Genomic DNA, 25,018 nt, shown 5'->3' with positions numbered 1-25,018 from the left:
AGGGGGGCATTGCAGGGGCTGGCATTGCAGGGGGACTCTTGCCCCGGGCGGCGCCCGGATGCGTGACGCGGGGGGCCGGGTGGTGGGCGGACGCGCCGGGGATCGCCCCGCCGCACGGCGCGGGGATGGGATGCCCCCCGCGATCAACAGAAAAAGTTATTTCTTTTCATGGAATTGTATTGAAAGTGGCGCGCGGCAGGAACCGCGCGCCCGGATCGGCGATCAAGCGATACGAAGGGATCAGGCCTGAACGGTTTCGACCGCGCGGCCTTCGACCGTGGCGGGGCCGGCAATCTCGATCCGGCGGGGCTTCAGCGCCTCGGGCACCTCACGCAGCAGATCGATGTGCAACATCCCGTCCACATGGCTGGCGCCCGCGACACGGACATGATCGGCCAGCGCGAAGCGGCGTTCAAAAGCACGGGTGGCGATGCCGCGATGCAGGAAGGTGCGCCCGGCATCAGCCGCATCGGCGGCCTTGCGCCCCGTCACGATCAACGCGCCCTCACGCAGTTCCACGGCCAGATCGTCACTGGCAAAGCCTGCTACCGCGATGGAAATGCGATAGGCGTTTTCATCGGTCTTTTCGATATTGTAGGGTGGATAGGTCGGCTGGGCCACATCGGCCGACAGGACCCGGTCCATCAGATCGGCCACACGGTCAAAGCCGACGGTAGCACGATAAAGCGGCGAAAGATCAAAGCTGCGCATGGTTTCATCCTCTGTTGAGCGATGCTGCATTGCCTGCCCCACCACGGGGCCAGGCGGATCGCCGGGGCCCATCAGGCACCCCGTCAGACCTGATCTGGGAAAGCGCGCGCGCGGTTTCAAGCCCCTGCGCGCGTGGCGGGTTCGGAAGCCTCCGGCGGGGATATTTAGGCAAAGCCGAAGGGGCAGGCGCGGCACCGCGAACCCGCGGGCGGCGGCGGCCTAGGGGCGCAGGAATTTCGCGCCATTCGTGCGGGTAAACTGCCCCTCGCCCGCGCCGGGACGCGCGGCAAGGGCCGCGCGCAGATCGGCCACCGCGCCCACCAGCGTACCAAGCGAGACCTTGCGATCGTTCAGGTCGGCCTTGGCCGAGACGACCGACACGATCCGCGGTTCGCCCCCGCGCAGGACAAAAACCGGCGCGCCCGACGATCCGAAATCGGCCACGCAGGACAAAAGCAGCACGCTGCCTTCGCGGTTCATCACGCTGCACAGTTCTTCCAGCGCCGGCGCCTCGGCCCGGTCATGGGCGTAGGACACGACACCGACCTGGTCGCCGGGCCCCGGCGGGTCATCCAGCGCGAAGGGGTGGACCTGCGGCAGGCGGATCGGCTGATCAAGTTCCACCAGGGCCAGATCCCATGCAACGCGGTCGATGCGGTCGCGGCCCTGATAGCTGTAGTCAGGATGGGCCAGCGCCCGGCGCGCCCCGCGATAGGCCACCGCCCGCCCGTTGCGCCAGCCGGCGCGGAATTCGATCCGGGCGGCATCGATCATCTTGCCGGTTTCGCGTTCGAACAGGCAATGCGCCGCCGTCAGCACCAGATCGGGGGCGATCAGCGTTCCGGTGCAGAAACTTTCATGGCCCAGATCCAGCCGGCCCACCGCTTCCCAGCCCCGGGTGTCATCGCCCGTGGCCAGAATCCGCGGGCCCTGCGCCGCAGCCGGCAGGGGCTGGACGCAGATCAGGGCAAGCACAAGGGCGATCAGGCGCATCCGGGCATCCGTCATCGTCGGGTCAGAGCCCCCCGATAGCGCAGGCCTTGGGCGAGATTAAGGCAGATCGGCCAGCGCGCGCGGTTTCGGCCCGCCGGTCGCCCAATCCAGCAGTTCCACCGTATGCACGATGGGCACCTGCGTCCCCGACCCGATCTGCATCATGCAGCCGATGTTGCCGGCCGCGATGATCTGGGGCGATTTCGCCTCAAGCGTGGCGACCTTGCGGCGCCTGAGTTCCGCGGAAATCCCGGGTTGCAGCAGGTTGTAGGTGCCGGCCGAGCCGCAGCACAGATGGCTGTCGGCCGGTTCCACCACCTCAAAGCCCGCAGCCTTCAGCAGGGTTTTCGGCGCGGTTTTCACCTGTTGGCCATGTTGCAGCGAACAGGCCGCGTGATAGGCCACGCGCAGCCCCTTTGACGCAGTTTCAGGCAGGCCGATGCGATCAAGGAATTCCGTGACGTCGCAGGCCAGCCCCGCCACCCTGGCCGCATCCTGGGCCAAATCGGTCGTGCGGAACATATGGCCGTAATCCTTCACGGTCGTGCCGCAGCCGCTGGTGTTGATGATGATCGCGTCCAGATCGCCCGCGTCCAGAAAGGCGCGGATATTGGCCTGGGCCTGGGCATGGCTTTCGCCTTCGCGGCCCATGTGATGGGTCAGCGCGCCACAGCAGCCCATGCCGCGCGGGATCACCACCTCGCACCCCAGGCGGCGCAGCAGACGGATCGTGGCATCGTTGATATCGGTATTGAGCGCCTTTTGCGCGCAGCCCGTCAACAACGCCACGCGATAGCGTTTCGCACCCGTCGGGACAAAGCTTTGCGGATCGTCATTGCGGCTGACCGGCGGAATCCGGCGCGGCGCCATTGCGATCATCGCGCGCAGCCGGGCATCGGGGATCAGGCGCGCGAAGGGCCGCGCGATCCTGGCCCCCAGCAGCGCCAGCCGGAACCGCCCCGGATAGGGCACCACCTTGGCCAGCATCCAGCGCAGGGCCCGGTCATGCCAGGGGCGGCGATAGGTTTTCTCGACATGGGCGCGGGCATGGTCGATCAGATGCATGTAATGCACGCCCGAGGGGCAGGTGGTCATGCAGGCCAGACACGACAGGCAGCGGTCGATATGCTTGACCGTCTGTGCATCGGCGGGCCGGTCGTTTTCCAGCATGTCCTTGATCAGGTAGATCCGGCCGCGGGGGCTGTCCAGTTCATCGCCCAGCACCTGATAGGTCGGGCAAGTGGCGGTGCAGAACCCGCAATGCACACAGGCGCGCAGGATTTCATTGGCCCGCGCGATGCCCGGATCGGCCAGTTGCGTTTCGGTGAAATGCGTCTGCATCAGCCCATCCTTCCGGGGTTCAGAATCCCACGCGGGTCGAATTTGGCACGCAGCCCCGCCGACAGCGCCGCGATGGGCGCGGATTCGGGGTGAAACGCCCCGGCCCCCTGCCCCCGCATCCGGGTTGCGTGGCCGGTGAATGCCCCGGCCCGGGCGCGGGCATCGACCCCTTCGGGCACCGCCGCCCAGATCAGCCCGCCGCCCCAGTCCAGCACCACCGGATAACCCAGCCGCGCAATGACCGCCGGTGCCTCGGACGGCTTGACCGAAAACCGCCACAGATCGCCCGTGGCCCCGTGGAAGGGCGCCACCTCGCCCAGATCGCGCCAGAGCGCCGCCGATCCGTCGCGTTCATCGACCACCCGGCCAAAGGGCGCCAGCAACACCGCCAGCCGCCCCGCGCGGTAAGCCACCGATTCGGCCAGACCCTCGACGCGGACCATCGCGCCCACGCCCGGCAGCCAGCCCGCGCCGCTGACATCATAGGGCGAACCCAGCGCCACCGTCAGCGCCGCCACCGCCTCGGCCGCGGCCAGCCCGGGCAGGATCAGCGTGGCCTGCGCGCCCGCGGCAGGCAGCAGCTTGAAGCTGACCTCGCTTAAAACCCCCAGCGTGCCCCAGCTGCCCGCCAGCAGCTTGACCAGATCATAGCCGGTGACGTTCTTCATCACCCGCCCGCCGTTCTTGACCACGGTGCCCGTTCCATCGACGTAGCGCACCCCGATCAGACTGTCGCGGCAGGCCCCGGCCTGCACCCGGCGGGGTCCCGACACATTGGCCGCCACCACGCCGCCCACCGTGCTGTCACCCGGCGCGCCCAGCAGCGCGCCCCAGCGCACGGGTTCAAACGGCAGGCGCTGACCTTCGGCGGCGATCGCGGCCTCGACCTCGGCCAGCGGCGTGCCCGCGCGCACCACCAGCGTCAGCGCCCCGGGTTCATAAAGCGTGATGCCCCGCAGCGCGCCGGTTTCCAGCACCGCGCCGCCCAGTGCCGCGCCCACGGGCCGGGTGCCCCCGCCCACGATCCGCAAGGGGCCATCCGCATCGCGGATCGCCTCGGCCAGCTGCGCTTCGGTTTCAGGTCTCATCACGTTGGTTCTTTCTGGCTGAACGGGCACCGGTGCGAAACGGGTGCATCACGCCGCGCGGCGGCTTTCGCTGGCGGGCAGCGGGAAGACCTTGGCGGGATTCAAAAGCCAGGCCGGATCGAACACATCCTTGACGCGCATCTGCGCCTCAAGGTCCGCGGGGGTGAATTGCACCACCATCAGATCGCGCTTTTCGATTCCCACGCCATGTTCGCCGGTCAGGCAGCCGCCCACCTCGACGCAAAGCTTGAGGATTTCAGCCCCGAACGCCTCGCATTTTTCCAGGTCGCCGGGCTTGTTGGCATTGTACAGGATCAGCGGGTGCATGTTGCCATCGCCCGCATGGAAGACATTGCCCACATCCAGCCCGAAGTCGCGCGACATCTCGCCGATGCGGCGCAGCACCAGGGGCAGGCTGGACACCGGGATGGTGCCGTCAAGGCACATGTAGTCGTTGATCTGGCCCATCGCGCCAAAGGCCGATTTGCGGCCCAGCCAGATGCGGCGGGCCTCATCCTCGGTGCGGGCCTCGCGGAATTCGACCGGGTTGTGGCGTTCGGCGATCTGGCGGATCAGACCCAGCTGTTCGGCGATCTCGGCCTCGCTGCCCTCAACCTCGACAATCAGGAGCGCCTCGCAGTCGGGATAGCCGGCATGGGCGAAATCCTCGGTGGCGCGGATGCAGGGACGGTCCATGAATTCGATCGCCACCGGCAGCACGCCCGCACGGATGATGTCGGCCACGCATTCGCCCGCCACCTCGTTCGAGGCATAGCCGATCAGAACCGGGCGCGCGCCTTCGGGTTTGGGCAGGATGCGCAGGGTGGCCTCGGTCACAACGCCCAGCTGGCCCTCGGACCCGCAGATCACGCCCAGCAGGTCCAGCCCCGCCGCGTCGCAGAACGGGCCGCCGACTTCCAGCACCTCGCCGGCCATGGTCACCATCGTGACGCCCAGCAGGTTGTTCGTGGTGACGCCGTATTTCAGGCAATGCGCCCCGCCCGAATTCATCGCGATATTGCCCGAAATCGCGCAGGCCAGCTGGCTGGACGGATCGGGGGCATAGAACCAGCCATCGCCTTCGACCGCGCCGGTGACCGACAGGTTGGTGCGTCCCGCCTCAACCCGGATGAAGCGGTTGTCGTAGTCAACCTCCAGCACGGCATTCATCCGCGCCAGCCCCAGGATCACCGCATCCTGCGACGGCATCGATCCGCCCGCCAGGCTGGTACCCGCACCGCGCGGCACCACCGGCACCCCTTCGGCGTGGCAGATGCGCAGGGCGGCGGCGACCTCGGCGGTGGTGCGCGGCAGGACCACCGCCAGCGGCATGCAGCGATAGGCCGACAGCGCATCGCATTCATAGGCCCGCGTCTCGGCCGGGTCGTCGATCACGGCATCGGCAGGCAGTTGCGCGCGCAGCCGCGCGACGATATCGGCCTTGCGGGCCAGAACAGCGGGATTCGGGGCGGGCATTTGCATGACGAGTCCTCCACTGGTCAGTTTTTATAACCAATTTTGCCATATGGCAACAGAAGATCGCCCGCACCAGACCCGCCCCTGGCGCGCACGGGGGCTGCGGATGCCTCCGGCGGAGGTATTTGGGGCAAGATGAAAGCGCAGGGAGCGGCCGGGATCAGGCGGGGGGACGGCGGCGGCCGCGCCCCTCGATCATCCAGGCGGCCAGGGCCAGCAAGGCGCCCAGCGCAAGCAGCGCCCAGTCCGGCAGGATCGGGGCCACGCGGATGTCGGTTGTCGCGGTGGTCCCGCGCGGGGTGATGCCGATCCAGCCACGGCCCGCGGCGGTATGGCCTTCGCGGATCCGGCGCAGATCGGGGATGCCGTCCTCGATCCGGGCCACGGCGCCTGCGCTGGCGGCCAGGGCGGCGGCCAGTGGCGCGCCGCTGGCGATGGTCTGTTCGAATTCGCGCGGGGCGGCAGGGCCAAGCGCCACGACGCGGTCCAGATCGCCGTGGCGCAGCCGGTACAGCCCCGGCCCCGGCGCGGTCCAGCGTGCGGTAAACCGCCCCGGGGCGGTTTCGGCCAGTGCCACACCGGTTTGCGCGCCATCGGGGCCGGTGATCGTGAGCGCGCCCGTGTCCTGCTGCATCGTGCGGCGCACCACGGTCAGCGTCAGGCTGCCGGGGTCAACCTCGGCGTAAAGCGCCTCTTCCTCAAGTTCGGGTTCCTTCATCGACCAATGCGCGATGCGGCGCAACAGTTCCAGCTGCGGCCCGCCGCCTTCATAGCCGCGATCCCACAGCCAGGCGTGATCCGAGCCCAGAAGCGCCACCCGCCCCTCGCCCTGCCGGTCGAGGATCAACAGCGGCGTGCCCCCAGCGCCTTCCATCACCACCTGGCCACGCACGTCCGACAGCTCGATCTGGCGCAGCCAGCGACCCCAGTGCGGGCGACTGGCATCGACCGCGCCATCCGGCCCGATCACCGGCGCACCATCCAGCCCGGCAGTGACGGGGTGGCGCGCGCCGTCCGCTGTGACACGGGGCAGAAAGGCCTGGGCCAGGACCCGGCCGCTGGGCCGCGCGGGCATGATCGCGCCAAGCGCGGTCTGCCACAGGCTTTGCACGGTGGCGAATTCCGGCCCCGCCGAAATCAGCACCGCGCCGCCGCGTTCGACATAGGCGCGGATATTGTCGAAATAACCTGCGGGCAGAATACCGCGCGTGGCATAGCGGTCAAAGATGATCAGGTCGAATTCGTCGATCTTTTCGACGAAGAGTTCCTGCGTCGGGAAGGCGATCAGCGAGAGTTCCGAGACCGGCACCCCGTCCTGCTTTTCCGGCGGGCGCAGGATGGTGAAATGCACCAGATCCACCGCCGCATCCGATTTCAGAAGATTGCGCCAGGTGCGTTCGCCCGCATGCGGTTCGCCTGATACCAGCAGCACCCGCAACCGGTCGCGCACCCCGTTGATCTGCACCACGGCGGCATTGTTGCGATCGGTCAGTTCGCCCTGCGTGGGGGCCAGCGTGAACTGCACCACGTTCTGCCCGCCATGGGTCAGGATCAGCGGCAGTTCCAGATCCTGCCCGACCTCGACCTGATAGCTTTGCGGATCATCGCCGTCGATGGCGATGGACAGGGTGGCGCGGGTGCCCACGGCGGCGGGCACCGCGCCCAGATCCTCGATCCGCAACCGGATCGAGACCGGCTCGCCGATGATGCCGAAGGCGGGGGCGGTCTGGATCACCAGCCGCCGGTCCCAATCGGCCGTGCGCCCCGTCAGAAGGACATGCACCGGGGCGGGCATGCGCGGCATCAGATCGGCGTCATGCGCCTGCCCGTCGGTCACCAGAATGGCGCCGGCCACGCGGGCACGGGGTTCCTCGGCCAGGGCCTGGGCCAGGGCGGTGGCGATCAGGCTGCCCGCGTTCCCGGCCCCGTCATCCACGCGCAGGCGGCGGATTTCGGTATTGGGCAGGGCGGCGATGGCGCGCGTCATGGCGGCCAGGGCGGTATCGGTCTGATCGGCGCGGCCGGGAAGGGCCTGGCTTGCGCTGCGGTCTTCCAGCAGGAAGACGATGTCGGACAGGGGCGCGCGCGTTTCGCGCTGCACCGCCGGTTGCGCCAGCGCCGCCAGCAGCACCAGCGCCGCCCCCGCGCGCAACGCCCAGCCGCGCAGCCCCCGCCACAGCGCCAGCGCCAGCAGAACCAGCGCCAGCGCCGCCGCGGCCCAGATCGCAGGCCAGGGCAAAAGCGGCGCGAAGATCACGCTTAGCCCGGTCATTGCCCCAGCCTTTCCAGCAGATCGGGTACATGGACCTGATCGGATTTGTAATTGCCCGTCAGCACATGCATCACCAGATTGACGCCGAAGCGATAGGCAATCTCGCGCTGGCGCTCGCCCGCCTGGCCGCGCCCGACCGGAAACATCGCCATGCCCCGCGCGTCGGTGGCCCAGGCGGCGGCCCAGTCATTGCCGCCGATCACCACCGGCGTCACCCCGTCATTCAGGTTGCGAAACGGCATCCCCTCGGCCCGTTCGGCATCGGGGGGGGCGGCCTCGACCCAGATCGTGGCGCCCGCGTGACGGCCGGGAAAATCCTGCAGCAGGTAAAAGGTGCGGGTCAGGACATGATCCGGCGGGATCGGTTCCAGCGGCGGGATGTCCAGCGGCGCGGCCAGCGCCTGCAGCCGGCGCCCCGCATCGGTCGCGGTGCCAAAGCCCGCGATATCGGCATCGCGCGTATCAAACAGGATCATGCCGCCGCCACGCAGATAGCGGTTGAGCCGCGCATAGGCCATCGGCGAGGGCGCGGGCTGATCGGCGGTGACGGGCCAATACAGCAGCGTGAACAGCGCCAGATCGTCGGTTTCCGGGTCGACCGCCATTGGCGCCGAAGGCTCCACCGTCGTACGCCGGGTCAGCACCTGCGACAGCCCCGCCAGGCCAGCGGCCGCGACCCGGTCGGTTTCGGCATCGCCGGTGACGACATGGGCCAGCACCACATTGCCCGCCGCGGCAATGGCGCGCGCCTCATCCATCCGGGGGGCGTCCGATGGGGCGGCGTTCATCTGGGCATCGGCCCCGGTCGCGGGCAGGATCAGCGCCAGCGCCAGCACCGCCGCCCCCGCCCCCGCGCGCGGCCCCCGCAGCCGCCCCGACAGCGCCAGCGATGCCAGGATATCGGCCAGCAGCAGCACCAACGCCACCAGCAACACCGCCCCCTTCAGCGGTGTCTGCTGCGGGGCCACCGCCCCCTCCAGCGGGACCGAGGCGGGCCAGCTGGCACGGGTCAGCAGCTGATCCGCGCCGATCACATTCAGCGCGACCGCGCGGCCATCGGCGGCATAGAGCCCCGGCGGCAGGTCGGCCCCCGGCCCCGCACCAGCCAGCGCCGCCGCCAGCGCGGCACCGGCGACACCCGGCGCCTCGCCCGCATCCTGCAACCGCCCGAACGCATCGATCCGCCGCGCCGGAACCCAGGTCACGCCCGCAAGATCGCCCGCCTCGGGGATCGTGGCGCGGGCGGAAATCGCCAGCCGTTCCAGCATGCGCACGAACAGGCCCGACAGCGGCAGGGATGACCATTCCGCATTGGCCGTGACATGGAACAACACCAGCGACCCATCGCCGAACGCCGCGCGCGTCACCAGCGGCGTGCCGTCCTCCAGCGCGGCAATGGTGCGTTCGGCCAGTTCGGGCGCGGGTTCGGCCATCACCTGCGCGCGCACCGTCACATCGGCGGGCAGATCCAGCCCCGCAAAGGGCGAGCCCTCGGGGAAAGGCCCAAGCCGGCGCGGCTCGCCCCAGCTCATGGTGCCGCCGATCGACCGCCCGCCCGCGCGCAGCCGCACCGGCAACAGCGGATCAGCGGCACTTTGCGCCGCCGCCAGCCGGGGCCCGGCAAAGCGCACCAGAAGCCCGCCCTCTTCAACCCATTCGGCCAGGCGGTCAGCCTCGGGCAGGTCGGCGAGATCGGCAATGTCAGCCAGAATGATCACATCGGGCGCGGCCAGAAGCACATCGGCCAGCCCGCCTTCCAGCAGGTCGGCGCTGGGGGCCAGTGCCTGACGCAGGTAATGGGTGGGCGCAAGCAGCTCCAGCCCCTCACGCGCAGCGCCCCCCGCGACCAGCGCCACCTTGCGCCGCTTGACCGCGTCATCGGTCAGCGCCACCGCGCCCGCGCTGCGCAGCCCCGTGATTTCAAAGCGCGAAATGCGGTTGCGCAATTCCGGGGGCAGGTCGAACACCGCCTCGCCCAGGCCCGCGGGACCGATCGTGGCCGGGGCGCGGGCCAGGGCGCGCTCGATCCCGTTGGGGTCGGGCCCGATCGCCGCGACCTCGATGGTCGTGGCGGGCGGGGCGCCGGGCGCGGTCGCAGCCAGCACCGTGACCCGCAGCGCGCCATCCTCGATCCGGGGGGGGCGCAGCGCCAGAACCGGGGGGCCCGATTCCCAGACGCGCAGGGTCCCACGCGCCGACAGCGCCGCCAGCAGACCGGGCCGCGCGGCATGCGCCAGACCATCGGACAACCACAGCGTATCAAAACCCCCGTCCGGCAGGATCGCCGCGGGATCGGCGGGCACCGGCGGCGCCCAGGGCCGGGGCGTGAGGCCGGGCAGCGCCGCGGCCAGATCCGCGGCCGGGGCAAAGACGGGGGGAACAGGGGGCGGATCGGACAGCAGCACCAGCGCCGCAGGCCTGCCCGTGCGCCCGGCCTCGGCCAGTGCGCCGGCGATGCGTTCCACCCGGCGCGGCCAGTCCCGGGCCGAGGCCCAGCCACCATCCTCGACGATCAGCAGCGGGCGATCGGCCGGCGCCTGCACCACCGGGTTCAACACCGGCCCGGCAAAGCCGATGATCGCCGCCGCGATCGCCGCCATGCGCAGCATCAGCAGCCACCAGGGCGTGCGGTCGGCCTGCTGGTCTTCATCCGTCAGGCCCAGCAGCAGCGCCACCCCGGGAAAGCGCCGCCGCACCGGCGCGGGCGGCACCGCGCGCAGCAAAAGCCACAGCACCGGCAAGGCCAGCAGCCCCAGCAACAACCAGGGCGCGCCAAAGCCAAGCGGGCCGACCATCCACATCAGCGCCCCCGCCCCAGCGCCGCATGCAGCCACAACAGCGCGCCCTGCGCGGGTGCGCCGGTGTGATGGGTGGAAAACTGCCAGCCCGCCTGCCCGGCCAGCCGCGTCAGCCGGTCACGCCGTTCCGCCAGCCGCGCCAGATAGCGCGCGCGCAGATCGCCGGCCTGGCGGGTTTCGTGGCGCAGGCTGCCGCCCATGCTTTCAAAGATCGTGCGCCCGTCAAAGGGAAAATCTTCCTCGACCGGGTCCAGCACCTGCAGCATCACCCCGCTGACGCCGCGATCGGCCAGCGCGCCCAGCGCCGCCGCAACCGGGGCCGGATCGCCCAGGAAATCCGACAGAAAGACCACGCGCGCACGCGCCATGACCGCCGACACCTCGGGGGCGCCGTAATCGCCCGCCGCCGCGGGCGCCGACAAAAGCCCCGCCAGATGCATCAGCTGCGCCCGGCCCGGACGCGGCGGCGCCAGCGGACCCGTCAGCCCCACCCGTTCACCCGCGCGGATCATCAGCACCGCCAGCGCCAGCGCCAGAAGCCGCGCCCGCGCGCCCTTTTCGGGGCGATCCCGACCGCCCGAAAACCGCATCGAGGCGGCGTCATCGACCCACAGATGCACCGATTGCGCCAGCTGCCATTCACGGTCGCGTACATATTGCTGATCCGACCGGGCCGATCGGCGCCAGTCGACAAAACGCGCCTCATCCCCCGGATGGGCGGGGCGGTATTGCCAGAAATCCTCGCCTGCGCCGGCCCGGCGGCGGCCATGGCCGCCCATCTGCACCGCCGCGGCCAGATGTTCGGCCGCAACCAGCAGCGGCGGCAGCGCCCGGGCCGCACCTTCGGCCTGGCGCCGAAGGTCCAGCGCCGCGGCACTATCGGGGGCAAGGCTCACGCCGCGGCCTCGCGGCCCGTGACCTGCGCGGCAACACGATCAATGACGCCCGCCAGCGTTTCACCACGCGCACGCGCCGCAAACGACAGCGCCATGCGATGGCTGAGCACCGGGCGCGCCAGCGCCAGCACATCCTCGGCGGACGGTGCCAGACGCCCCTGCAACAGCGCACGCGCGCGCACCGTCAGCATCAGCGCCTGCGCGGCGCGCGGCCCCGGCCCCCAGGCCAGCGCCTCACGCGCGGCGGGCACGGCCTCGGGTTCATCAGGGCGGCAGGCGCGGACCAGATCCAGGATCAGTTCGACCACCGCCTCGCCCACCGGCATGCGCCGCACCAGCGCCTGCGCGGCGATCAGATCCGCGGCACTGAACACCTGATGCGCGGCAGTCCCGGTCGCGCCGGTCGTGGCCAGCAGGATACCGCGTTCGGTATCGCGGTCGGGGTAATCCACATCGATCTGCACCAGGAACCGATCCAGCTGCGCCTCGGGCAGCGGATAGGTGCCTTCCTGTTCGATCGGGTTTTGCGTGGCCAGCACATGGAACGGCCGGCCCAGCGCGCGATGCACGCCCGCCACCGTCACCTCGTGTTCCTGCATCGCCTGCAACAGCGCCGATTGCGTGCGCGGGCTGGCGCGGTTGATCTCATCGGCCATCAGCAGCTGGCAGAATACCGGGCCTTCGATGAAGCGAAAGGCGCGGCTGCCGTCGGCGGCGGTTTCCAGCACCTCGGACCCCAGGATATCGGCGGGCATCAGGTCGGGGGTGAACTGGATGCGGCTGGATTTCAGCCCCATCACGGTGGCCAATGTGTCGACCAGCATGGTCTTGCCCAGCCCCGGCAAGCCCACCAGAAGCCCGTGCCCCCCCGACAAAAGCGTCGCCAGCACCAGTTCGACCACCCGGTCCTGGCCAATGAAACGCTGCTCGATCGAGGCGCGCGCCTGTGCCACCCTGTCGCCCAGGGTTTCGATTTCCGTGATCAGATCCCCCGGTCCGGCCATGACAACGCCCCCCTTCACGCTATAATCCCCTTCAGGAGATAACGATAACCGACGGATTGGCAAAGCCCGGATGACAGAAACAGACAAGTCACAACAGAACGTGAAGCCCCAACCGGCGGCCCCCTCGGCCGAGGGGCTGGCGGCGGCGGCGGGCCGGGCGGCAAAAAAGGGGCCGCCCCCGGTGCATCTGTGGAACCCGCCGTTTTGCGGCGACCTGGATATGGAAATCCGCCGCGATGGCAGTTGGTTCTATCTGGGCACGCCGATCGGAAGGCCGGCGCTGGTCAGGCTGTTCGCCTCGATCCTGAAGCTGGAGGATGGCAAGTATTTCCTGGTCACCCCGGTGGAAAAGGTGGGCATCCGCGTGGTCGATGCGCCCTTTGTCGCGGTCGATGTGGAACTGACCGGCACGGGCGCCGGTCAGGCGCTGCGCTTTACCACCAATGTGGGCGATACCGTCACCGCAGGCCCCGACAACCCGATCCGGGTGGAACGCGGCGCCGATGGCACGCCTGCGCCTTATGTCCACATCCGCCGCGGGCTTGAGGCGCTGATCGACCGCAAGACCTTTTACCGGCTGGTCGACATCGCCCGTCCCGCCGCGCATCAGGGGCAGGACTGGCTGGGCCTGTGGTCGCAAGGCACGTTCTTTCCGATCATCCCGGTGGCCGAGCTGTCCTGATGCCGCGATTTGCCGCGAACCTGACCTTTCTGTTCACCGAACAGCCCCTGATCCAGCGGTTCGCGGCGGCCCGGGCGGCGGGCTTTGGCGCGGTGGAACTGCTGTTTCCCTATGACACCCCGGCGCGCGACATCCGCGCGGGGCTGGATGACAATGGCCTGGATTTCGCGCTGATGAACGTGCCGGTGCCCGACTGGGCGGCGGGCGGGCGCGGCTGTGCCGCCCTGCCCGGGGCCGAGGCACGGTTTCGCGCGGAATTCGCCCAGGCGCTGGACCTGGCGGATATGCTGAACCCGGGGCGGATTCACATCATGGCGGGCTGCGCCACGGGGGGCCGGGCGCAGGACACCTTCCTGCGCAATCTGGACTGGGCGGCACGTCAGGCCCCTGACCGCGCGCTGACGATCGAGCCGATCAACCCGGTCGACATGCCAGGCTATTTCCTGGGTGATTTCGACCTGGCGGCGCGGGTGCTGGATGCGACCGGCGCGCCCAATCTGCGCCTGCAATTCGATGCCTATCACGCGCACCGGATCACCGGCGATGTGCCGGGCGCCTGGGCGCGCCATGGGGCACGCGCCAGCCATGTGCAGATTGCGGGCTATCCCGGGCGGCATGAACCGGCGGACGGACAGATCGACTTTGACGCCTTCTTCGCCCGGCTGGAGCGGGATGGTTATACCGGCTTTGTCAGCGCCGAATACATCCCCGCGGGGGACACGATGGCGGGTCTTGGCTGGCTGGCGCGCGCGCAGGCGGTTCAGCAGCCCGCGACGCCCTGATCGGCACAGCCCAGGGCGGGGCTTTCGGGTTCCAGCGTGGCGTGGGTCAGGCCGAAGTCGCGCGCCAGCATCGCCTTGGCCCCGGCGATCACGGCGGCGAAATCGGCACCATCCCGGACGACCAGATGGGCCTGAAAGGCGGTGCGCCGTTCATCGATCTGCCACAGGTGGACATGATGCACATCTGCCACGCCCGGTTCGGCGCGCAGCCGCGCCACCACCTGCGCCACATCCTGCGCGACCGGCGCCCCCAGCATCAGGATGCGCAGCACGGGACGAATGTCGCCCGCGACATGCCACAGGATGAACAGCGAAATCCCGATGGTCAGCAGCGGATCGACCAGTCGCCAGTCATACAGCAGGATCAGCCCGCCACCGATGATCACCGCGACCGAGGCCCCCGCATCGGCCAGATTGTGCAAAAAGGCCGCGCGGATGTTCAGGCTTTCGCGCGCCAGCCGCCAGGTCAGCCCCGCCGTCACCAGATCGACCAGCAACGCAAGCCCCGCCAGCCAGACCACGACCCAGCCCGCAACCCCCGGCGGATCGGCCAGCCGCCCCGCCGCCTCGACCAGCAGCCACAGCGCGATGACGATCAGCGCGACATAGTTGACCAGCGCCGCCACCACCTCGGCGCGGGCCCAGCCAAAGCTCATCCCCGGGTCGGCGGCGCGGCGGGTCAGGCGGCGGGCGCCAAAGGCCAGCACCAGCGCAGCCGCATCCGACAGGTTGTGCACACCATCGGCGATCAGCGCGACGGACCCCGCGATCAGCCCGCCGATGATCTGCGCGCCGGACAGCACCAGATTGACCGCCACCGCCGCCGCCATGCGCCGGTCCCCCGCCGCGCGGGGCAAATGGGTGTGGGGGTGATGGTGGTCATGGGGCACGGGTGGAACCCTTTCCGTAAGCCTAGTGTGCCTCGGCCCAGCTTGCGCCCTGGCCCGCGTCGACGACAAGCGGGATCGACAGGCGCTGCGCGGGTTCCGCCGCCCCTTCCATCGTGGCGCGGGCGGCGGCGATCAGCGGATCGGCGGCGCCTTCCTCGACCTCAAAGATCAGTTCGTCATGCACCTGCAACAGCATCGTCGCGGGCAGGCCTGCGATGGCCGCGGGCATCCGCACCATGGCGCGGCGGATGATGTCGGCGGCCGCGCCCTGAATCGGCGCATTGATCGCCGCGCGCCTGGCAAAGCCCGCGCCGGGGCCCTTGGCGTTGATTTCAGGCGTGTGGATCCTGCGGCCGAAAATGGTCTGGACAAAACCGTTTTCCCTGGCGAAGGCCACCGTGTCGTCCATGTATTTTCGGATACCAGGGAAACGTTCGAAGTAACGGTCGATAAAGCCCTGCGCCTCGGCCCGGGGAATGCGCAGGTTGCGCGCCAGGCCAAAGCCCGAAATGCCGTAGATTACGCCAAAATTGATCGCCTTGGCCTGACGGCGGATGTCGGACGTCATCTGGTCCAGCGGCACGCCGAACATTTCCGACGCGGTCATCGCGTGAATGTCGATGCCGTCGCGAAAGGCCTGCTTCATCGCGGGCAGATCCGCGACATGGGCGAGGATGCGCAGCTCGATCTGGCTGTAATCCAGGCTTACGATCCGCATGCCGGGGCCCGCCACGAAAGCCTCGCGGATGCGGCGGCCCTCTTCCGAGCGGACGGGAATGTTCTGCAGGTTCGGATCGGTCGAGGCCAGCCGTCCCGTCGCCGCCCCCGAGATCACATAGGACGTATGCACCCGGCCCGTTTCCGGGTTCACATGGGTTTGCAGCGCGTCGGTATAGGTGGATTTCAGCTTGGCGATCTGACGCCAGTCCAGCACGCGCGCGGCCAGTTCGGCGGCACGCGGGTTGTCTTCGGATGCGGCGATATCTTCCAGCACGTCGGCGCCGGTGGAATAGGCGCCCGCCTTGCCCTTGGACCCGCCCGCCACGCCCAGCTGGTCAAACAGGATCTCGCCCAGCTGCTTGGGGCTGCCGACATTGAAGGGCTGGCCGGCGATGTCCTGAATCTCGGACTCAAGACCCGCCATCTTCTGGGCAAAGGCATTCGACATGCGCGACAGCACCTGCGCATCCACCCGCACGCCCGCCATTTCCATATCGGCCAGCACCGGCACCAGCGGGCGTTCCATCGTTTCATAGACCGTCGTTACCCGTTCGCGGTGCAGGCGCGGGCGGAAGGCCTGCCACAGGCGCAGGGTGATGTCGGCATCCTCGGCGGCATAGGCGGTGGCCTTGTCGACCGGCACGCGGTCAAAGGTGATCTGCGCCTTGCCCGACCCCAGCAGTTCCTTGATCGGGATCGGGCTGTGGCCCAGATATTCCTGCGCCAGCGCATCCATGCCATGGCCATGCAGACCGGAAAACATCGCATAACTCATCAGCATCGTGTCATCGAAGGGCGCGACGCGGATGCCGTGGCGGGCGAATATCTTGAAGTCATACTTCATGTTCTGCCCGATCTTCAGGATCGCGGCATCCTCCAGCACCGGCTTCAACAGCGCCAGGGCCTGATCCAGCGGCATCTGGTCGGGCGCCGGCGCCGCGCCGCCGAACAGATCATCGCCCCCCGTCTTGTGACCCAGCGGGATATAGGCGGCCTGCCCCGGCTCGATGCAAAGCGACACGCCCACCAGTTCGGCGCGCATTTCGTCCAGGCTGGTGGTTTCGGTATCGACCGCCACCCAGCCCCGCGCGCGGGCCTGATCCAGCCAGCCCGAAAGCGTGGCCGCATCACGGATGCAGGTATAGGCGGCATGGTCAAAGGGAACCGCCTTTGCGGGGGGCAAGCCCCCCTCGGCGCCGGTTCCGCCGCCGCTGGCCGCGGGCGCACCAGACACGGCGGCGGGTGGCGGCGGTTCGGCCCCGAATTTATCGGCCACGCGCCTGGTCAGCGTGCGGAATTCCATGCGGTTGAGAAACTCCATCAGCTGCGCGGGATCGGGGTCCTTCACCTCAAGATCATCCAGCGCGAAATCCAGCGGGGTTTCGTCGAACAGCGTCACCAGGCGTTTTGAAACCCGGATCTGGTCGGCGAAATTCTGCAAGGTCTCGCGCCGCCTGGGCTGTTTGATTTCGCCGGCGCGGTCCAGCAGCGTTTCCAGATCGCCATATTCGTTGATCAAAAGCGCCGCCGTCTTGATGCCGATGCCCGGCGCGCCGGGCACGTTGTCGACCGAATCGCCCGCCAGCGCCTGCACATCCACGACCCGTTCGGGGCCGACGCCGAATTTCGCCGCGACCTCATCCGGGCCGATGCGCAGGCCCTTCATCGCATCCAGCATCTCGACCCCGCCGCCGACCAGTTGCATCAGGTCCTTGTCGGACGAGATGATCGTCACGCGCCCGCCCGCGTCACGCGCCTGGCGGGCCAGGGTGGCGATGATGTCATCGGCCTCATAATCCTGCACCTCGATGCAGGCCAGGTTGAAGGCCCGCGTCGCATCGCGCGTCAGCGGAAACTGCGGACGCAGATCCTCGGGCAATTCCGGGCGGTTGGCCTTGTATTCCGGGTAGATGTCATTGCGAAAGGTTTTTGAGGAATGGTCAAAGATCACCGCCGCATGGGTGGGGGCATCATCGCCCTTGGCATCCTCGATATACTTGAAGATCATGTTGGCGAAACCCGCCACCGCGCCCACCGGCAGGCCGTCGGACTTGCGCGTCAGCGGCGGCAGGGCATGATAGGCGCGGAAGATAAAGGCCGAGCCGTCGATCAGATGCAGGTGACAGCCTTTGCCAAAGCCCATGCCCGGCCCTCCTTCATGTCAGCAATCCTGGGGCCGCAGGCGGCGCGACCCGACCGGCGATCAGTGATCGTCGTGGGCGTGTTCGCGGTCGATCACGAAACGCTTGTCGCAATAGGGGCAGTCCACAAAGCCCGTGTCATGCGGAATCGTCAGCCAGACGCGCGGATGGCCCAGCGCGCCTTCGCCCCCGTCGCAGGCAACTTTCCAGCGCGTCACGGTCTGGGTTTCGGGGGGGGCGATGGTCATCGGCGGGGCTCCGTTCGAAAGGCCCTTGCGGGGCGCACTGCTTGAGGTCGGGCGCCGGGCGCCCTAACTTGGCGCGCATGATAGCGATTGATGAAGGGCGGGCAAGGTGGAACGGCAGGCGATTGTAATCGAAGGTCTGCGCAAGACCTATGCGGCAACCGGCCGGCAGGGCCCGAAAGAGGCGCTGAAAGGCGTGGACCTGTCGATCCCGGCCGGATCGATCTTTGGCCTGCTGGGGCCGAATGGCGCGGGCAAGTCCACGCTGATCAACATCCTGGCCGGGCTGGTGCGCAAGACCGCCGGCAAGGTCACGATCTGGGGCTTTGACCAGGATGTGAACCCCCGCCAGTCGCGCGCGGCAATCGGGGTAATGCCGCAGGAACTGAACATGGACCCGTTCTTTTCCCCCCACGCGGCGCTGGAAATGCAGGCGGGGCTGTATGGTGTGCCCGCCCGCGACCGCTGGACGGATGAGATTCTGGATCTGGTCGGCCTGACAGAACAGGCCGATGCCTATGCGCGCAACCTGTCGGGCGGGATGAAACGGCGGCTGTTGCTGGCCAAGGCGCTGGTGCACCGGCCACAGGTTCTGGTGCTGGACGAACCCACCGCCGGCGTCGACATCGAACTGCGCAACATGCTGTGGACCAATGTGCGCAGGCTGAATGCGCAGGGCATGACGATCATCCTGACCACGCATTACCTGGAAGAGGCCGAAGAGATGTGCGATGAAATCGCCATCATCGACCGCGGCCAGCTGATCGTGCGCGACACCACGCCCGCGCTGTTGCGCAGGCTGGATGGCAAGGCGCTGGTGGTCGAACCCGAAGGCGAGGCCCCCGAAACAATCGCCCTGCCTGATGGCATCACCATGGAACGCCGCGCGGACGGGCAGATCGCCTTTCACTATCGCCGGTCACAGACCAGCGCCGAGGCGGTGCTGGACGCGATCCGGCAAGGCGGCATCCGCATCCGCGACGTGGCATCCGAACAGCCCGGCCTGGAAGAGGTGTTCGTGGCGCTGACCACCAAGGGCTAGGCCGCCGCGTCAGGCGGCCAGCTTGGCGTGCACCTCATCCAGATCGATGTCGCCCACCGGGTATTTGTTGTCCGGGTCGTCGAAATCATAGCGGAACAGCTGGAAATCCTTCTTGTAGATTTCCCAGACCAGATGGCGTGACAGATCGTCGAAATAGGCCGAAACGGGATGCGCGCGCCTGGGCCCGTGGCCTTCGCTTTCGTTGAACCGCGGGATCGCGCCCAGATCCACCGGATGCGGCGTCTGGATGGCGTCCAGAACGGTCTGCATGCCGTCATTGAACTTTTCGGTGAAAAAGATGTGGTCATAGCGCCCGCCATTGACGATGAAGGTCGAGATATGGCCCGACATGGCCGACCAGTGGATGTCCGGCTCCATCGGGCGGCGCCAGCGAATCGTGTCGCGCGCGAACAGCAAAAACCGCCGGAAGCTGGCGATCTGGTCGAAATCGAAGCCGTTTTCCGGGCTGCCGACCTGCACCCCGTAGCGCTGCGCCAGTTGCGGCAGCAGATTGCCGCGATAGCGTTTTCCATTGCGCTGGATGCCGGCGATCTTGTCGAAGAATGACGACAGGATACGCGCATAGGGGTTGCGCACGCAGGTGAAGGCAAAGGATTTGTGCGTGCGCACGTTCCCCTCGATCAGCGGCTGGCTTTCGGGCTGGGACCATTTGTGCAGCCCCGCGGTCGAATCGTGGATGTCGCCATCAAAAAAACGCCCGTGATCGGAATAGAACATGATCTGCCCGATGGTCGAACAGGCGCATTTGGGCACCACGCGGTACACGACGCTTTCGCTTTCCGTCATCCAGGTACCGGGGAAACCCATCAAATCACTCCTGTAAACACGCGGGCGGGGCCCGGACCGACAATTCCTGCCCTTTGAAGCAAACTGCCCCTGTCTTTTCAACGGGCATTGGCGGTATCTAGGCGAAATCTGATACCTATTGCTGTTGATCCGGTTAACGATGGCCAAAATCGCTTTCATCCTGCTGACCCACAAGGACCCCGACGGGATCATCCGTCAGGCCGAGCGGCTGACTGCCGCAGGCGATTTCGTCTCGATCCATTTCGATGCGCGCGCCAGCGGTGACGATTTCGCCCGCATCCGCGCGGCGTTGGGCCACAATCCCGCGGTCACCTTCGCGCGGCGGCGGCTGAAATGCGGCTGGGGCGAATGGAGCCTGGTCGGCGCCACGCTGGAGGCGGTGAAAGCCGCCATCGCGGCCTTTCCGCAGGCCACGCATTTCTACATGCTGTCGGGCGACTGCATGCCGATCAAGACCGCCGAATTCGCCCATGCCTGTCTGGATGCCGAGGATGTGGATTATATCGAAAGCTTCGATTTCTTCGCCTCGGACTGGATCAAGACGGGGCTGAAGGAAGACCGGCTGATCTATCGCCACTGGTTCAACGAACGCACCCGCAAATGGCTGTTCTACAAAAGCTACGAATGGCAGAAGAAACTGGGCCTGACCCGCGCGATCCCCGGGGATCTGCAGATGATGATCGGATCGCAATGGTGGTGCCTGCGCCGGCGCACGGTGGAATGGGTGCTGGATTTCTGCCGCGACCGGCCCGATGTGATGCGCTTTTTCCGCACCTCCTGGATCCCGGATGAAACCTTCTTTCAGACCATCGTCCGCCATCTGGTGCCCGACCGCGAAATCCGCACCCGCACGCAGACCTTCCTGATGTTCACCGATTACGGCATGCCGGTGACCTTCTACAACGACCATTACGACATGCTGCTGAGCCAGGATTTCCTGTTCGCGCGCAAGATCAGCCCCGAGGCAGGCCCGCTGAAGGACCGGCTGGGCAGCCTGTGGACCCAGACCGGCGTGCAATTCCCGATCTCGAACGAGGGGCGCAGCCTCTACAGCTTTCTGACCGGACGCGGCCGGATCGGGCGGCGCTTTGCGCCGCGCTTCTGGGAAACCGAATCCAGCCTGGGCCGGGAACGGACCTTGCTGATGGTGGTGTGCAAGAAATGGCATGTCGCCAAGCGCCTGGTGCATCAGATCCGGCACCGGAGCGGGATTCCGGTGGTGGAATATCTGTTCAATGAGGAAAACACCCCCCTGCCCGATCTGGGCGGCATCCAGTCGACGATGGACAAGCGCACCCGCCACCGCCGCGCGCTGATGCGGATGCTGTTCGACTTTCACGGCACCGACCGGCTGGTGATCTGCCTGGACCCGTCGTCCTTCGATCTGATGCAGGATTTCACCTCGGACAAGGCGACCACCCGGATCCTGGAAATCGAATGCGACTTCAGCGATGATTATCTGCTGGGCCATGCCCGCCGCGTGGGCCTTGCGGGCGAGCGGTCCCCACAAGAGGTGATCGACCGGCTGTTGCCGACGATCCGCTATGACCTGCGCTTTGAAAGCGACCGGATGCGCGATGCGCAGTTCCCCAGCTTCCTGCGGATGCGTCAGGGGGCCGAAACCCGGGCCAATGCCCAGGCGCTGGCGCGGTTTCTGGACATTGCGCCCGATCTTGCGCATCAGATCGCCGCGACCGATTATCTGTTCGTCGATTGAGGAGTGACCCCGTGGCCTATGCCTATGACGAAATGAACGTCTTTGCCCGCATCCTGCGCGGTGAAATCCCCGCCAACACGGTGCTGGAAACCGACCATACCCTGGCGTTTCGCGATATCGCGCCGCAGGCCCCCGATCATGTGCTGGTCATCCCCAAGGGCCGCTACGTCTGTTTCGACCATTTCGCGGCCGAGGCCAGCGCCGATGAGATCGTCGATTTCCACCGCGCCGCAGCCGAGATCTGCCGGATGCTGGGCATCACGCCGGGCGCGAATGGCGGCGGCTATCGCACGATTTCCAACGCGGGCGAGGCCGGCGTGCAGGAAGTGCCGCATTACCACATGCATATTCTGGCCGGGCGCCCGCTGGGCCGGATGCTGCAAAAGGCCTGAACGCCCCGGCGGGCGGGCGCCTTGGGGGGCGCGCCCGAAACCGGGAAGGCTCAGATCAGGCGCTGCGCCCGAAACAGCGCCTTGACATCCGCCTCGGGGCGCGCGCCGAAATGGCTGATCACCTCGGTCGCGGCGATACAGCCCATGCGGCCCGCGACGTCCAGGCTTTGCCCCGTCGCCACGCCATACAGGAAGCCCGCCGCGAACTGATCGCCCGCCCCGGTCGCATCCACCGGCACCACGCGCTGCACCGGCACGCTGACCCGTTCCTCGCCCGCGATCAGCACGACATCCGCCCCCGACCGGGTGCAGACCACCAGCCCGCAATCGCGCGACGCCTGTTCCAGGGCACTGTCCAGATCGGTCTGGTAAAGTGCCTCCCATTCGTGCTGATTGCCGATCACATAATCCATCGCCTCGCTGACCAGCCTGCGGAAACTGTCGCGGTGGCGGTTCACGCAGAACGGGTCAGACAGCGCGATCCCCGCCTTGCCGCCCCCGCGCCGGCAGGCCTGCGCCGCCTTGAGGAAGGCCGCCTTGCCGTGATCCTTGTCGAACAGATAGCCTTCCAGGAACAGGATCGCGGCATGTTCCACCACATCCAGCGACACATCCCCGGTTCCCAGATCGGCCGAGATGCCCAGATAGGTGTTCATCGACCGCTCGCCATCGGGTGTGACGAAGATCATGGATCGTGAAGTGGGCAGATCGCCGCCCGCGACCGGCGGGTTGATGAAATCGGTCCCCTCGGCTGCCATCGAGGCGGCATAGAACCGGCCCAGCGCATCATCGCGCACGCGCCCGATGAAGGCCGTCGACAGGCCCAGATTGCCAAGCCCCGCCAGCGTGTTGGCCACCGATCCGCCGGGCGCCTGGGTGCGATCGGACATCGCGGCATAAAGGGTTTCGGCCCGGTCACGTTCGATCAGCTGCATGATCCCCTTCTCGATCCCCATGTGATCCAGAAAGCTGTCGTCGGTCTGCGCCAGAACATCGACAACGGCATTGCCGATGCCCACCACCTGATAGGGCTTCACGGGGTCTTCTCCTCATACTGGCAGATGTCGCGGATCAGGCAGGCCCCGCATCTGGGCTTGCGCGCGACACAGATATAGCGGCCATGCAGGATCAGCCAGTGATGCGCATGGCGTTGGTATTCGACGGGCACGTTATCCTCGATCGCGCGTTCGACGGCATCGACATCGCGGCCCGGACAGATACCGGTGCGGTTGCCGATGCGGAAGATATGCGTGTCGACCGCCTGTGCCGGATGGGCGAACCACATGTTCAGCACCACATTGGCGGTCTTGCGTCCCACCCCCGGCAGCGTCTGCAACGCCGCGCGCGAGGATGGCACCTGACCGTCGAAACGATCCACAAGGATCTGGCTCATGCGGATGACGTTCCTGGCCTTCTGGCGGAACAGGCCGATCGTCTTGATATGATCGGTCAGGCCCGCCTCGCCCAGTGCCAGCATCTTTTCAGGCGTGTCGGCAATGGCAAACAGCGCGCGCGTCGCCTTGTTGACGCCCGCATCGGTCGCCTGCGCCGACAGCGCCACCGCGACCAGAAGCGTGTAGGCGTTCACATGGTCCAGTTCGCCCCTGGGATGCGGTTCCGCCGCCTCGAACCGGCGGAAGACCTCTTTCATCGCGTGATAATCAAGTTGCTTTGCCATGGCCCACCCTGTGTCCGCCCCCTATGCCCGGCCCGCAGGCGCGCGGCAAGGCCTTCGGCCCGCTGGCGCGGAAAAACGCAAGCGCCGCAGCAGCGTTAACCGCGCCTTTGCAAGCCGCGTGCATGTTGGCACGCAAAGCCCTGCGGACAGAAAGGTTCGCCATACATCTTTGCTATCCGGCAACGACGCTGCGCGCGGCCTGCGGCGCAGGGTTGCTGACCGCACATGCCACCGCCGCGCGCGCCGTGCTGGAAGGCTGGGAACTGGCATTGGTGCGCCCGGCCACGGCGGGCAATTGCCGCGATTGGCCGCTTGACGCGCTTTGCGCAGGTTCCGGGTCGCGTCCGCCCGCGCAAGCGCCTAATCTGTCCGGGACGGAGGCCAGAATGCCAAACACCCTAATCCCGCCCCCCGGCGCAACCGAAACAGCCCGGCAATCGCAGCTCGACTCGCGCTATCATTACCGCCTGATCGCCCGTGCCCTGGCACGGATCGACGCTGCCGATGGCCCGATCAGCCTTGCCACACTGGCCGCTGACCTTGGCCTTAGCCCGGCCCATTTTCAGCGGGTCTTTTCCAGCTGGGTCGGGGTGTCGCCCAAACGCTATCAGCAATATCTGTCGCTGACCCTTGCGCGCGACCTGCTGGCGCGGCGCTGGCCGCTGCAGGCGGTGGCCGACCGGGCGGGCCTGTCCGGGACCAGCCGGCTGCACGATCTGTTCCTGCGCTGGGAAGCGATGAGCCCAGGCGACTTTGCCCGGGGTGGCGATGGCCTGTCGATCCGCTGGGGCTGGTTCCCATCGGCCTTCGGCGAGGTGCTGGCGATGGGCACCGCGCGCGGCATCTGCGGGTTGGGCTTTGCCGAAGACACCGGTCGCGAAGCCACCTTCGCCGATCTGGCGGCGCGCTGGCCGGGGGCCGATTTGCACGAAGATCCCGGCGCGCTTGCCGCCTGGGTCGAGGCGGCCCTTGGCCAGCGGGGCGAGGCGCGGATGGTTCTGCTGGGCGCGCCCTTCCAGATCAAGGTCTGGGAAGCCCTGCTGCAGATTCCGACGGGGCAGGTCACGACCTATTCCGACATCGCCACCGCGATCGGCCACCCCCGCGCGGTGCGCGCCGTGGGCACCGCCGTGGGCCGCAACCCGCTGGCCTGGCTGATCCCCTGCCACCGGGTGCTGCGCCGGTCCGGCGCGCTGGGCGGCTATCACTGGGGCCTGCCGGTCAAACGCGCGATGCTGGCCTGGGAAGCCGCCCGGTTCGAGGCCGATCAACCGCCGCTCGCCAGGACGTGATGGGCCAAAACCTGCCGGTCGCGCAGAAGC

Annotated in this window: 21 protein-coding genes; 6 read left to right on the top strand and 15 right to left on the bottom strand. The window is 67.8% G+C overall.

Annotated elements, in window-relative coordinates; genetic code table 11:
* Nucleotides 1-240 precede the first annotated feature (240 nt).
* The 9 genes from ACK8OU_RS00515 to ACK8OU_RS00475 form a co-directional block, all read right to left on the bottom strand.
* Entirely contained in the window at nt 241-711 is a 471-nt protein-coding gene (locus ACK8OU_RS00515; RefSeq protein WP_410301381.1) for an Hsp20 family protein, read from the bottom strand.
* 219 nt (nt 712-930) lie between these two features.
* Entirely contained in the window at nt 931-1,704 is a 774-nt protein-coding gene (locus tag ACK8OU_RS00510) for a trypsin-like serine peptidase (protein WP_410301982.1), read from the bottom strand.
* 57 nt (nt 1,705-1,761) lie between these two features.
* On the bottom strand, nt 1,762-3,045 hold the full coding sequence (gene glcF / locus ACK8OU_RS00505) for a glycolate oxidase subunit GlcF (RefSeq protein WP_410301380.1): 1,284 nt from the start codon (nt 3,043-3,045) through the stop codon (nt 1,762-1,764).
* Nucleotides 3,045-4,133 carry an FAD-binding protein gene (locus tag ACK8OU_RS00500; RefSeq protein WP_410301379.1) on the bottom strand — a complete coding sequence of 363 codons (1,089 nt, stop codon included), beginning with the start codon at nt 4,131-4,133 and terminating at the stop codon, nt 3,045-3,047. Before ACK8OU_RS00500 ends, glcF begins: the two co-directional genes overlap by 1 nt.
* A 48-nt stretch (nt 4,134-4,181) precedes the next feature.
* The gene (locus ACK8OU_RS00495) at nt 4,182-5,615 is read right to left on the bottom strand and encodes an FAD-linked oxidase C-terminal domain-containing protein (protein WP_410301378.1); all 1,434 of its coding nucleotides are present in this window, start codon (nt 5,613-5,615) and stop codon (nt 4,182-4,184) included.
* 154 nt (nt 5,616-5,769) lie between these two features.
* The gene (locus tag ACK8OU_RS00490) at nt 5,770-7,881 is read right to left on the bottom strand and encodes a hypothetical protein (protein WP_410301377.1); all 2,112 of its coding nucleotides are present in this window, start codon (nt 7,879-7,881) and stop codon (nt 5,770-5,772) included.
* Complete coding sequence (locus ACK8OU_RS00485) at nt 7,878-10,682, bottom strand: DUF4159 domain-containing protein (protein ID WP_410301376.1); 2,805 nt, start codon at nt 10,680-10,682, stop codon at nt 7,878-7,880. The genes ACK8OU_RS00490 and ACK8OU_RS00485 overlap by 4 nt, the downstream gene beginning before the upstream one ends.
* Nucleotides 10,682-11,575, bottom strand: coding sequence for a DUF58 domain-containing protein (locus tag ACK8OU_RS00480; protein WP_410301375.1), 894 nt, complete (start codon nt 11,573-11,575; stop codon nt 10,682-10,684). The genes ACK8OU_RS00485 and ACK8OU_RS00480 overlap by 1 nt, the downstream gene beginning before the upstream one ends.
* The gene (locus ACK8OU_RS00475; protein ID WP_410301374.1) at nt 11,572-12,579 is read right to left on the bottom strand and encodes an AAA family ATPase; all 1,008 of its coding nucleotides are present in this window, start codon (nt 12,577-12,579) and stop codon (nt 11,572-11,574) included. The genes ACK8OU_RS00480 and ACK8OU_RS00475 overlap by 4 nt, the downstream gene beginning before the upstream one ends.
* A gap of 70 nt (nt 12,580-12,649) precedes the next feature.
* Between ACK8OU_RS00475 and ACK8OU_RS00470 the strand changes: the two genes are divergently transcribed.
* The gene (locus ACK8OU_RS00470; RefSeq protein WP_410301372.1) at nt 12,650-13,261 is read left to right on the top strand and encodes a DUF1285 domain-containing protein; all 612 of its coding nucleotides are present in this window, start codon (nt 12,650-12,652) and stop codon (nt 13,259-13,261) included.
* Nucleotides 13,261-14,043, top strand: coding sequence for a hydroxypyruvate isomerase family protein (locus ACK8OU_RS00465; protein WP_410301371.1), 783 nt, complete (start codon nt 13,261-13,263; stop codon nt 14,041-14,043). The genes ACK8OU_RS00470 and ACK8OU_RS00465 overlap by 1 nt, the downstream gene beginning before the upstream one ends.
* Here the strand turns inward: ACK8OU_RS00465 and ACK8OU_RS00460 are convergent.
* Genes ACK8OU_RS00460 through ACK8OU_RS00450 form a run of 3 tightly spaced genes read right to left on the bottom strand, consistent with a single transcriptional unit; the run spans nt 14,022 to nt 18,042 of the window.
* Complete coding sequence (locus tag ACK8OU_RS00460; protein ID WP_410301370.1) at nt 14,022-14,933, bottom strand: cation diffusion facilitator family transporter; 912 nt, start codon at nt 14,931-14,933, stop codon at nt 14,022-14,024. The two genes, ACK8OU_RS00465 and ACK8OU_RS00460, sit on opposite strands and share 22 nt — an antisense overlap.
* 22 nt (nt 14,934-14,955) lie before the next feature.
* Nucleotides 14,956-17,796: a DNA polymerase I gene (polA, locus tag ACK8OU_RS00455; protein WP_410301369.1), complete on the bottom strand. Its 2,841-nt coding sequence runs from the start codon at nt 17,794-17,796 to the stop codon at nt 14,956-14,958.
* Between the two features lie 60 nt (nt 17,797-17,856).
* Entirely contained in the window at nt 17,857-18,042 is a 186-nt protein-coding gene (locus ACK8OU_RS00450) for a zinc-finger domain-containing protein (protein WP_410301368.1), read from the bottom strand.
* A gap of 106 nt (nt 18,043-18,148) precedes the next feature.
* Between ACK8OU_RS00450 and ACK8OU_RS00445 the strand changes: the two genes are divergently transcribed.
* Nucleotides 18,149-19,081 carry an ABC transporter ATP-binding protein gene (locus tag ACK8OU_RS00445; RefSeq protein ID WP_410301367.1) on the top strand — a complete coding sequence of 311 codons (933 nt, stop codon included), beginning with the start codon at nt 18,149-18,151 and terminating at the stop codon, nt 19,079-19,081.
* Between the two features lie 9 nt (nt 19,082-19,090).
* Here the strand turns inward: ACK8OU_RS00445 and ACK8OU_RS00440 are convergent, their stop codons facing one another.
* The gene (locus ACK8OU_RS00440; RefSeq protein WP_410301366.1) at nt 19,091-19,909 is read right to left on the bottom strand and encodes a sulfotransferase family protein; all 819 of its coding nucleotides are present in this window, start codon (nt 19,907-19,909) and stop codon (nt 19,091-19,093) included.
* A 139-nt stretch (nt 19,910-20,048) separates the two neighbouring features.
* Here ACK8OU_RS00440 and ACK8OU_RS00435 point away from each other — a divergent pair, with 139 nt between their 5' ends.
* Together ACK8OU_RS00435 and ACK8OU_RS00430 are read left to right on the top strand one after the other, a co-directional pair.
* Nucleotides 20,049-21,626 (top strand): DUF5928 domain-containing protein, encoded by a 1,578-nt coding sequence (locus tag ACK8OU_RS00435; protein ID WP_410301364.1) that lies wholly within the window; start codon nt 20,049-20,051, stop codon nt 21,624-21,626.
* Between the two features lie 11 nt (nt 21,627-21,637).
* Nucleotides 21,638-22,018: a histidine triad nucleotide-binding protein gene (locus ACK8OU_RS00430; protein WP_410301363.1), complete on the top strand. Its 381-nt coding sequence runs from the start codon at nt 21,638-21,640 to the stop codon at nt 22,016-22,018.
* A 50-nt stretch (nt 22,019-22,068) separates the two neighbouring features.
* On the opposite strand, the gene ACK8OU_RS00425 is transcribed toward ACK8OU_RS00430, so the two are convergent.
* Both ACK8OU_RS00425 and nth read right to left on the bottom strand, forming a co-directional pair.
* Entirely contained in the window at nt 22,069-23,055 is a 987-nt protein-coding gene (locus ACK8OU_RS00425) for an adenosine kinase (RefSeq protein ID WP_410301362.1), read from the bottom strand.
* Nucleotides 23,052-23,696, bottom strand: a complete 645-nt coding sequence (nth, locus tag ACK8OU_RS00420) for an endonuclease III (RefSeq protein WP_410301361.1) — start codon at nt 23,694-23,696, stop codon at nt 23,052-23,054. Before nth ends, ACK8OU_RS00425 begins: the two co-directional genes overlap by 4 nt.
* A 386-nt stretch (nt 23,697-24,082) precedes the next feature.
* Between nth and ACK8OU_RS00415 the strand changes: the two genes are divergently transcribed.
* Nucleotides 24,083-24,988 carry a methylated-DNA--[protein]-cysteine S-methyltransferase gene (locus ACK8OU_RS00415; RefSeq protein WP_410301360.1) on the top strand — a complete coding sequence of 302 codons (906 nt, stop codon included), beginning with the start codon at nt 24,083-24,085 and terminating at the stop codon, nt 24,986-24,988.
* Nucleotides 24,989-25,018 lie beyond the last annotated feature (30 nt).

Origin of the sequence: Pontitalea aquivivens (assembly GCF_046507575.1) — a bacterium.
Classification (GTDB): Bacteria; Pseudomonadota; Alphaproteobacteria; order Rhodobacterales; family Rhodobacteraceae; genus Pontitalea; species Pontitalea aquivivens.
Note: the sequence above shows the minus strand (reverse complement) of the source record. Positions and strands in the feature narration are given on the sequence as shown.

Excerpts from the sequence above, each read along its gene's own strand:
- ACK8OU_RS00490 (WP_410301377.1), bottom strand. The coding sequence starts at position 7,881 with ATGACCGGGCTAAGCGTGATCTTCGCGCCGCTTTTGCCCTGGCCTGCG.
- polA (WP_410301369.1), bottom strand. The coding sequence starts at position 17,796 with ATGGGCTTTGGCAAAGGCTGTCACCTGCATCTGATCGACGGCTCGGCC.
- ACK8OU_RS00485 (WP_410301376.1), bottom strand. The coding sequence starts at position 10,682 with ATGTGGATGGTCGGCCCGCTTGGCTTTGGCGCGCCCTGGTTGTTGCTG.
- ACK8OU_RS00465 (WP_410301371.1), top strand. The coding sequence starts at position 13,261 with ATGCCGCGATTTGCCGCGAACCTGACCTTTCTGTTCACCGAACAGCCC.
- nth (WP_410301361.1), bottom strand. The coding sequence starts at position 23,696 with ATGGCAAAGCAACTTGATTATCACGCGATGAAAGAGGTCTTCCGCCGG.
- ACK8OU_RS00435 (WP_410301364.1), top strand. The coding sequence starts at position 20,049 with ATGGCCAAAATCGCTTTCATCCTGCTGACCCACAAGGACCCCGACGGG.
- ACK8OU_RS00515 (WP_410301381.1), bottom strand. The coding sequence starts at position 711 with ATGCGCAGCTTTGATCTTTCGCCGCTTTATCGTGCTACCGTCGGCTTT.
- ACK8OU_RS00475 (WP_410301374.1), bottom strand. The coding sequence starts at position 12,579 with ATGGCCGGACCGGGGGATCTGATCACGGAAATCGAAACCCTGGGCGAC.
- ACK8OU_RS00500 (WP_410301379.1), bottom strand. The coding sequence starts at position 4,133 with ATGAGACCTGAAACCGAAGCGCAGCTGGCCGAGGCGATCCGCGATGCG.
- ACK8OU_RS00495 (WP_410301378.1), bottom strand. The coding sequence starts at position 5,615 with ATGCAAATGCCCGCCCCGAATCCCGCTGTTCTGGCCCGCAAGGCCGAT.
- ACK8OU_RS00415 (WP_410301360.1), top strand. The coding sequence starts at position 24,083 with ATGCCAAACACCCTAATCCCGCCCCCCGGCGCAACCGAAACAGCCCGG.
- ACK8OU_RS00450 (WP_410301368.1), bottom strand. The coding sequence starts at position 18,042 with ATGACCATCGCCCCCCCCGAAACCCAGACCGTGACGCGCTGGAAAGTT.
- ACK8OU_RS00440 (WP_410301366.1), bottom strand. The coding sequence starts at position 19,909 with ATGGGTTTCCCCGGTACCTGGATGACGGAAAGCGAAAGCGTCGTGTAC.
- glcF (WP_410301380.1), bottom strand. The coding sequence starts at position 3,045 with ATGCAGACGCATTTCACCGAAACGCAACTGGCCGATCCGGGCATCGCG.
- ACK8OU_RS00470 (WP_410301372.1), top strand. The coding sequence starts at position 12,650 with ATGACAGAAACAGACAAGTCACAACAGAACGTGAAGCCCCAACCGGCG.
- ACK8OU_RS00510 (WP_410301982.1), bottom strand. The coding sequence starts at position 1,704 with ATGCGCCTGATCGCCCTTGTGCTTGCCCTGATCTGCGTCCAGCCCCTG.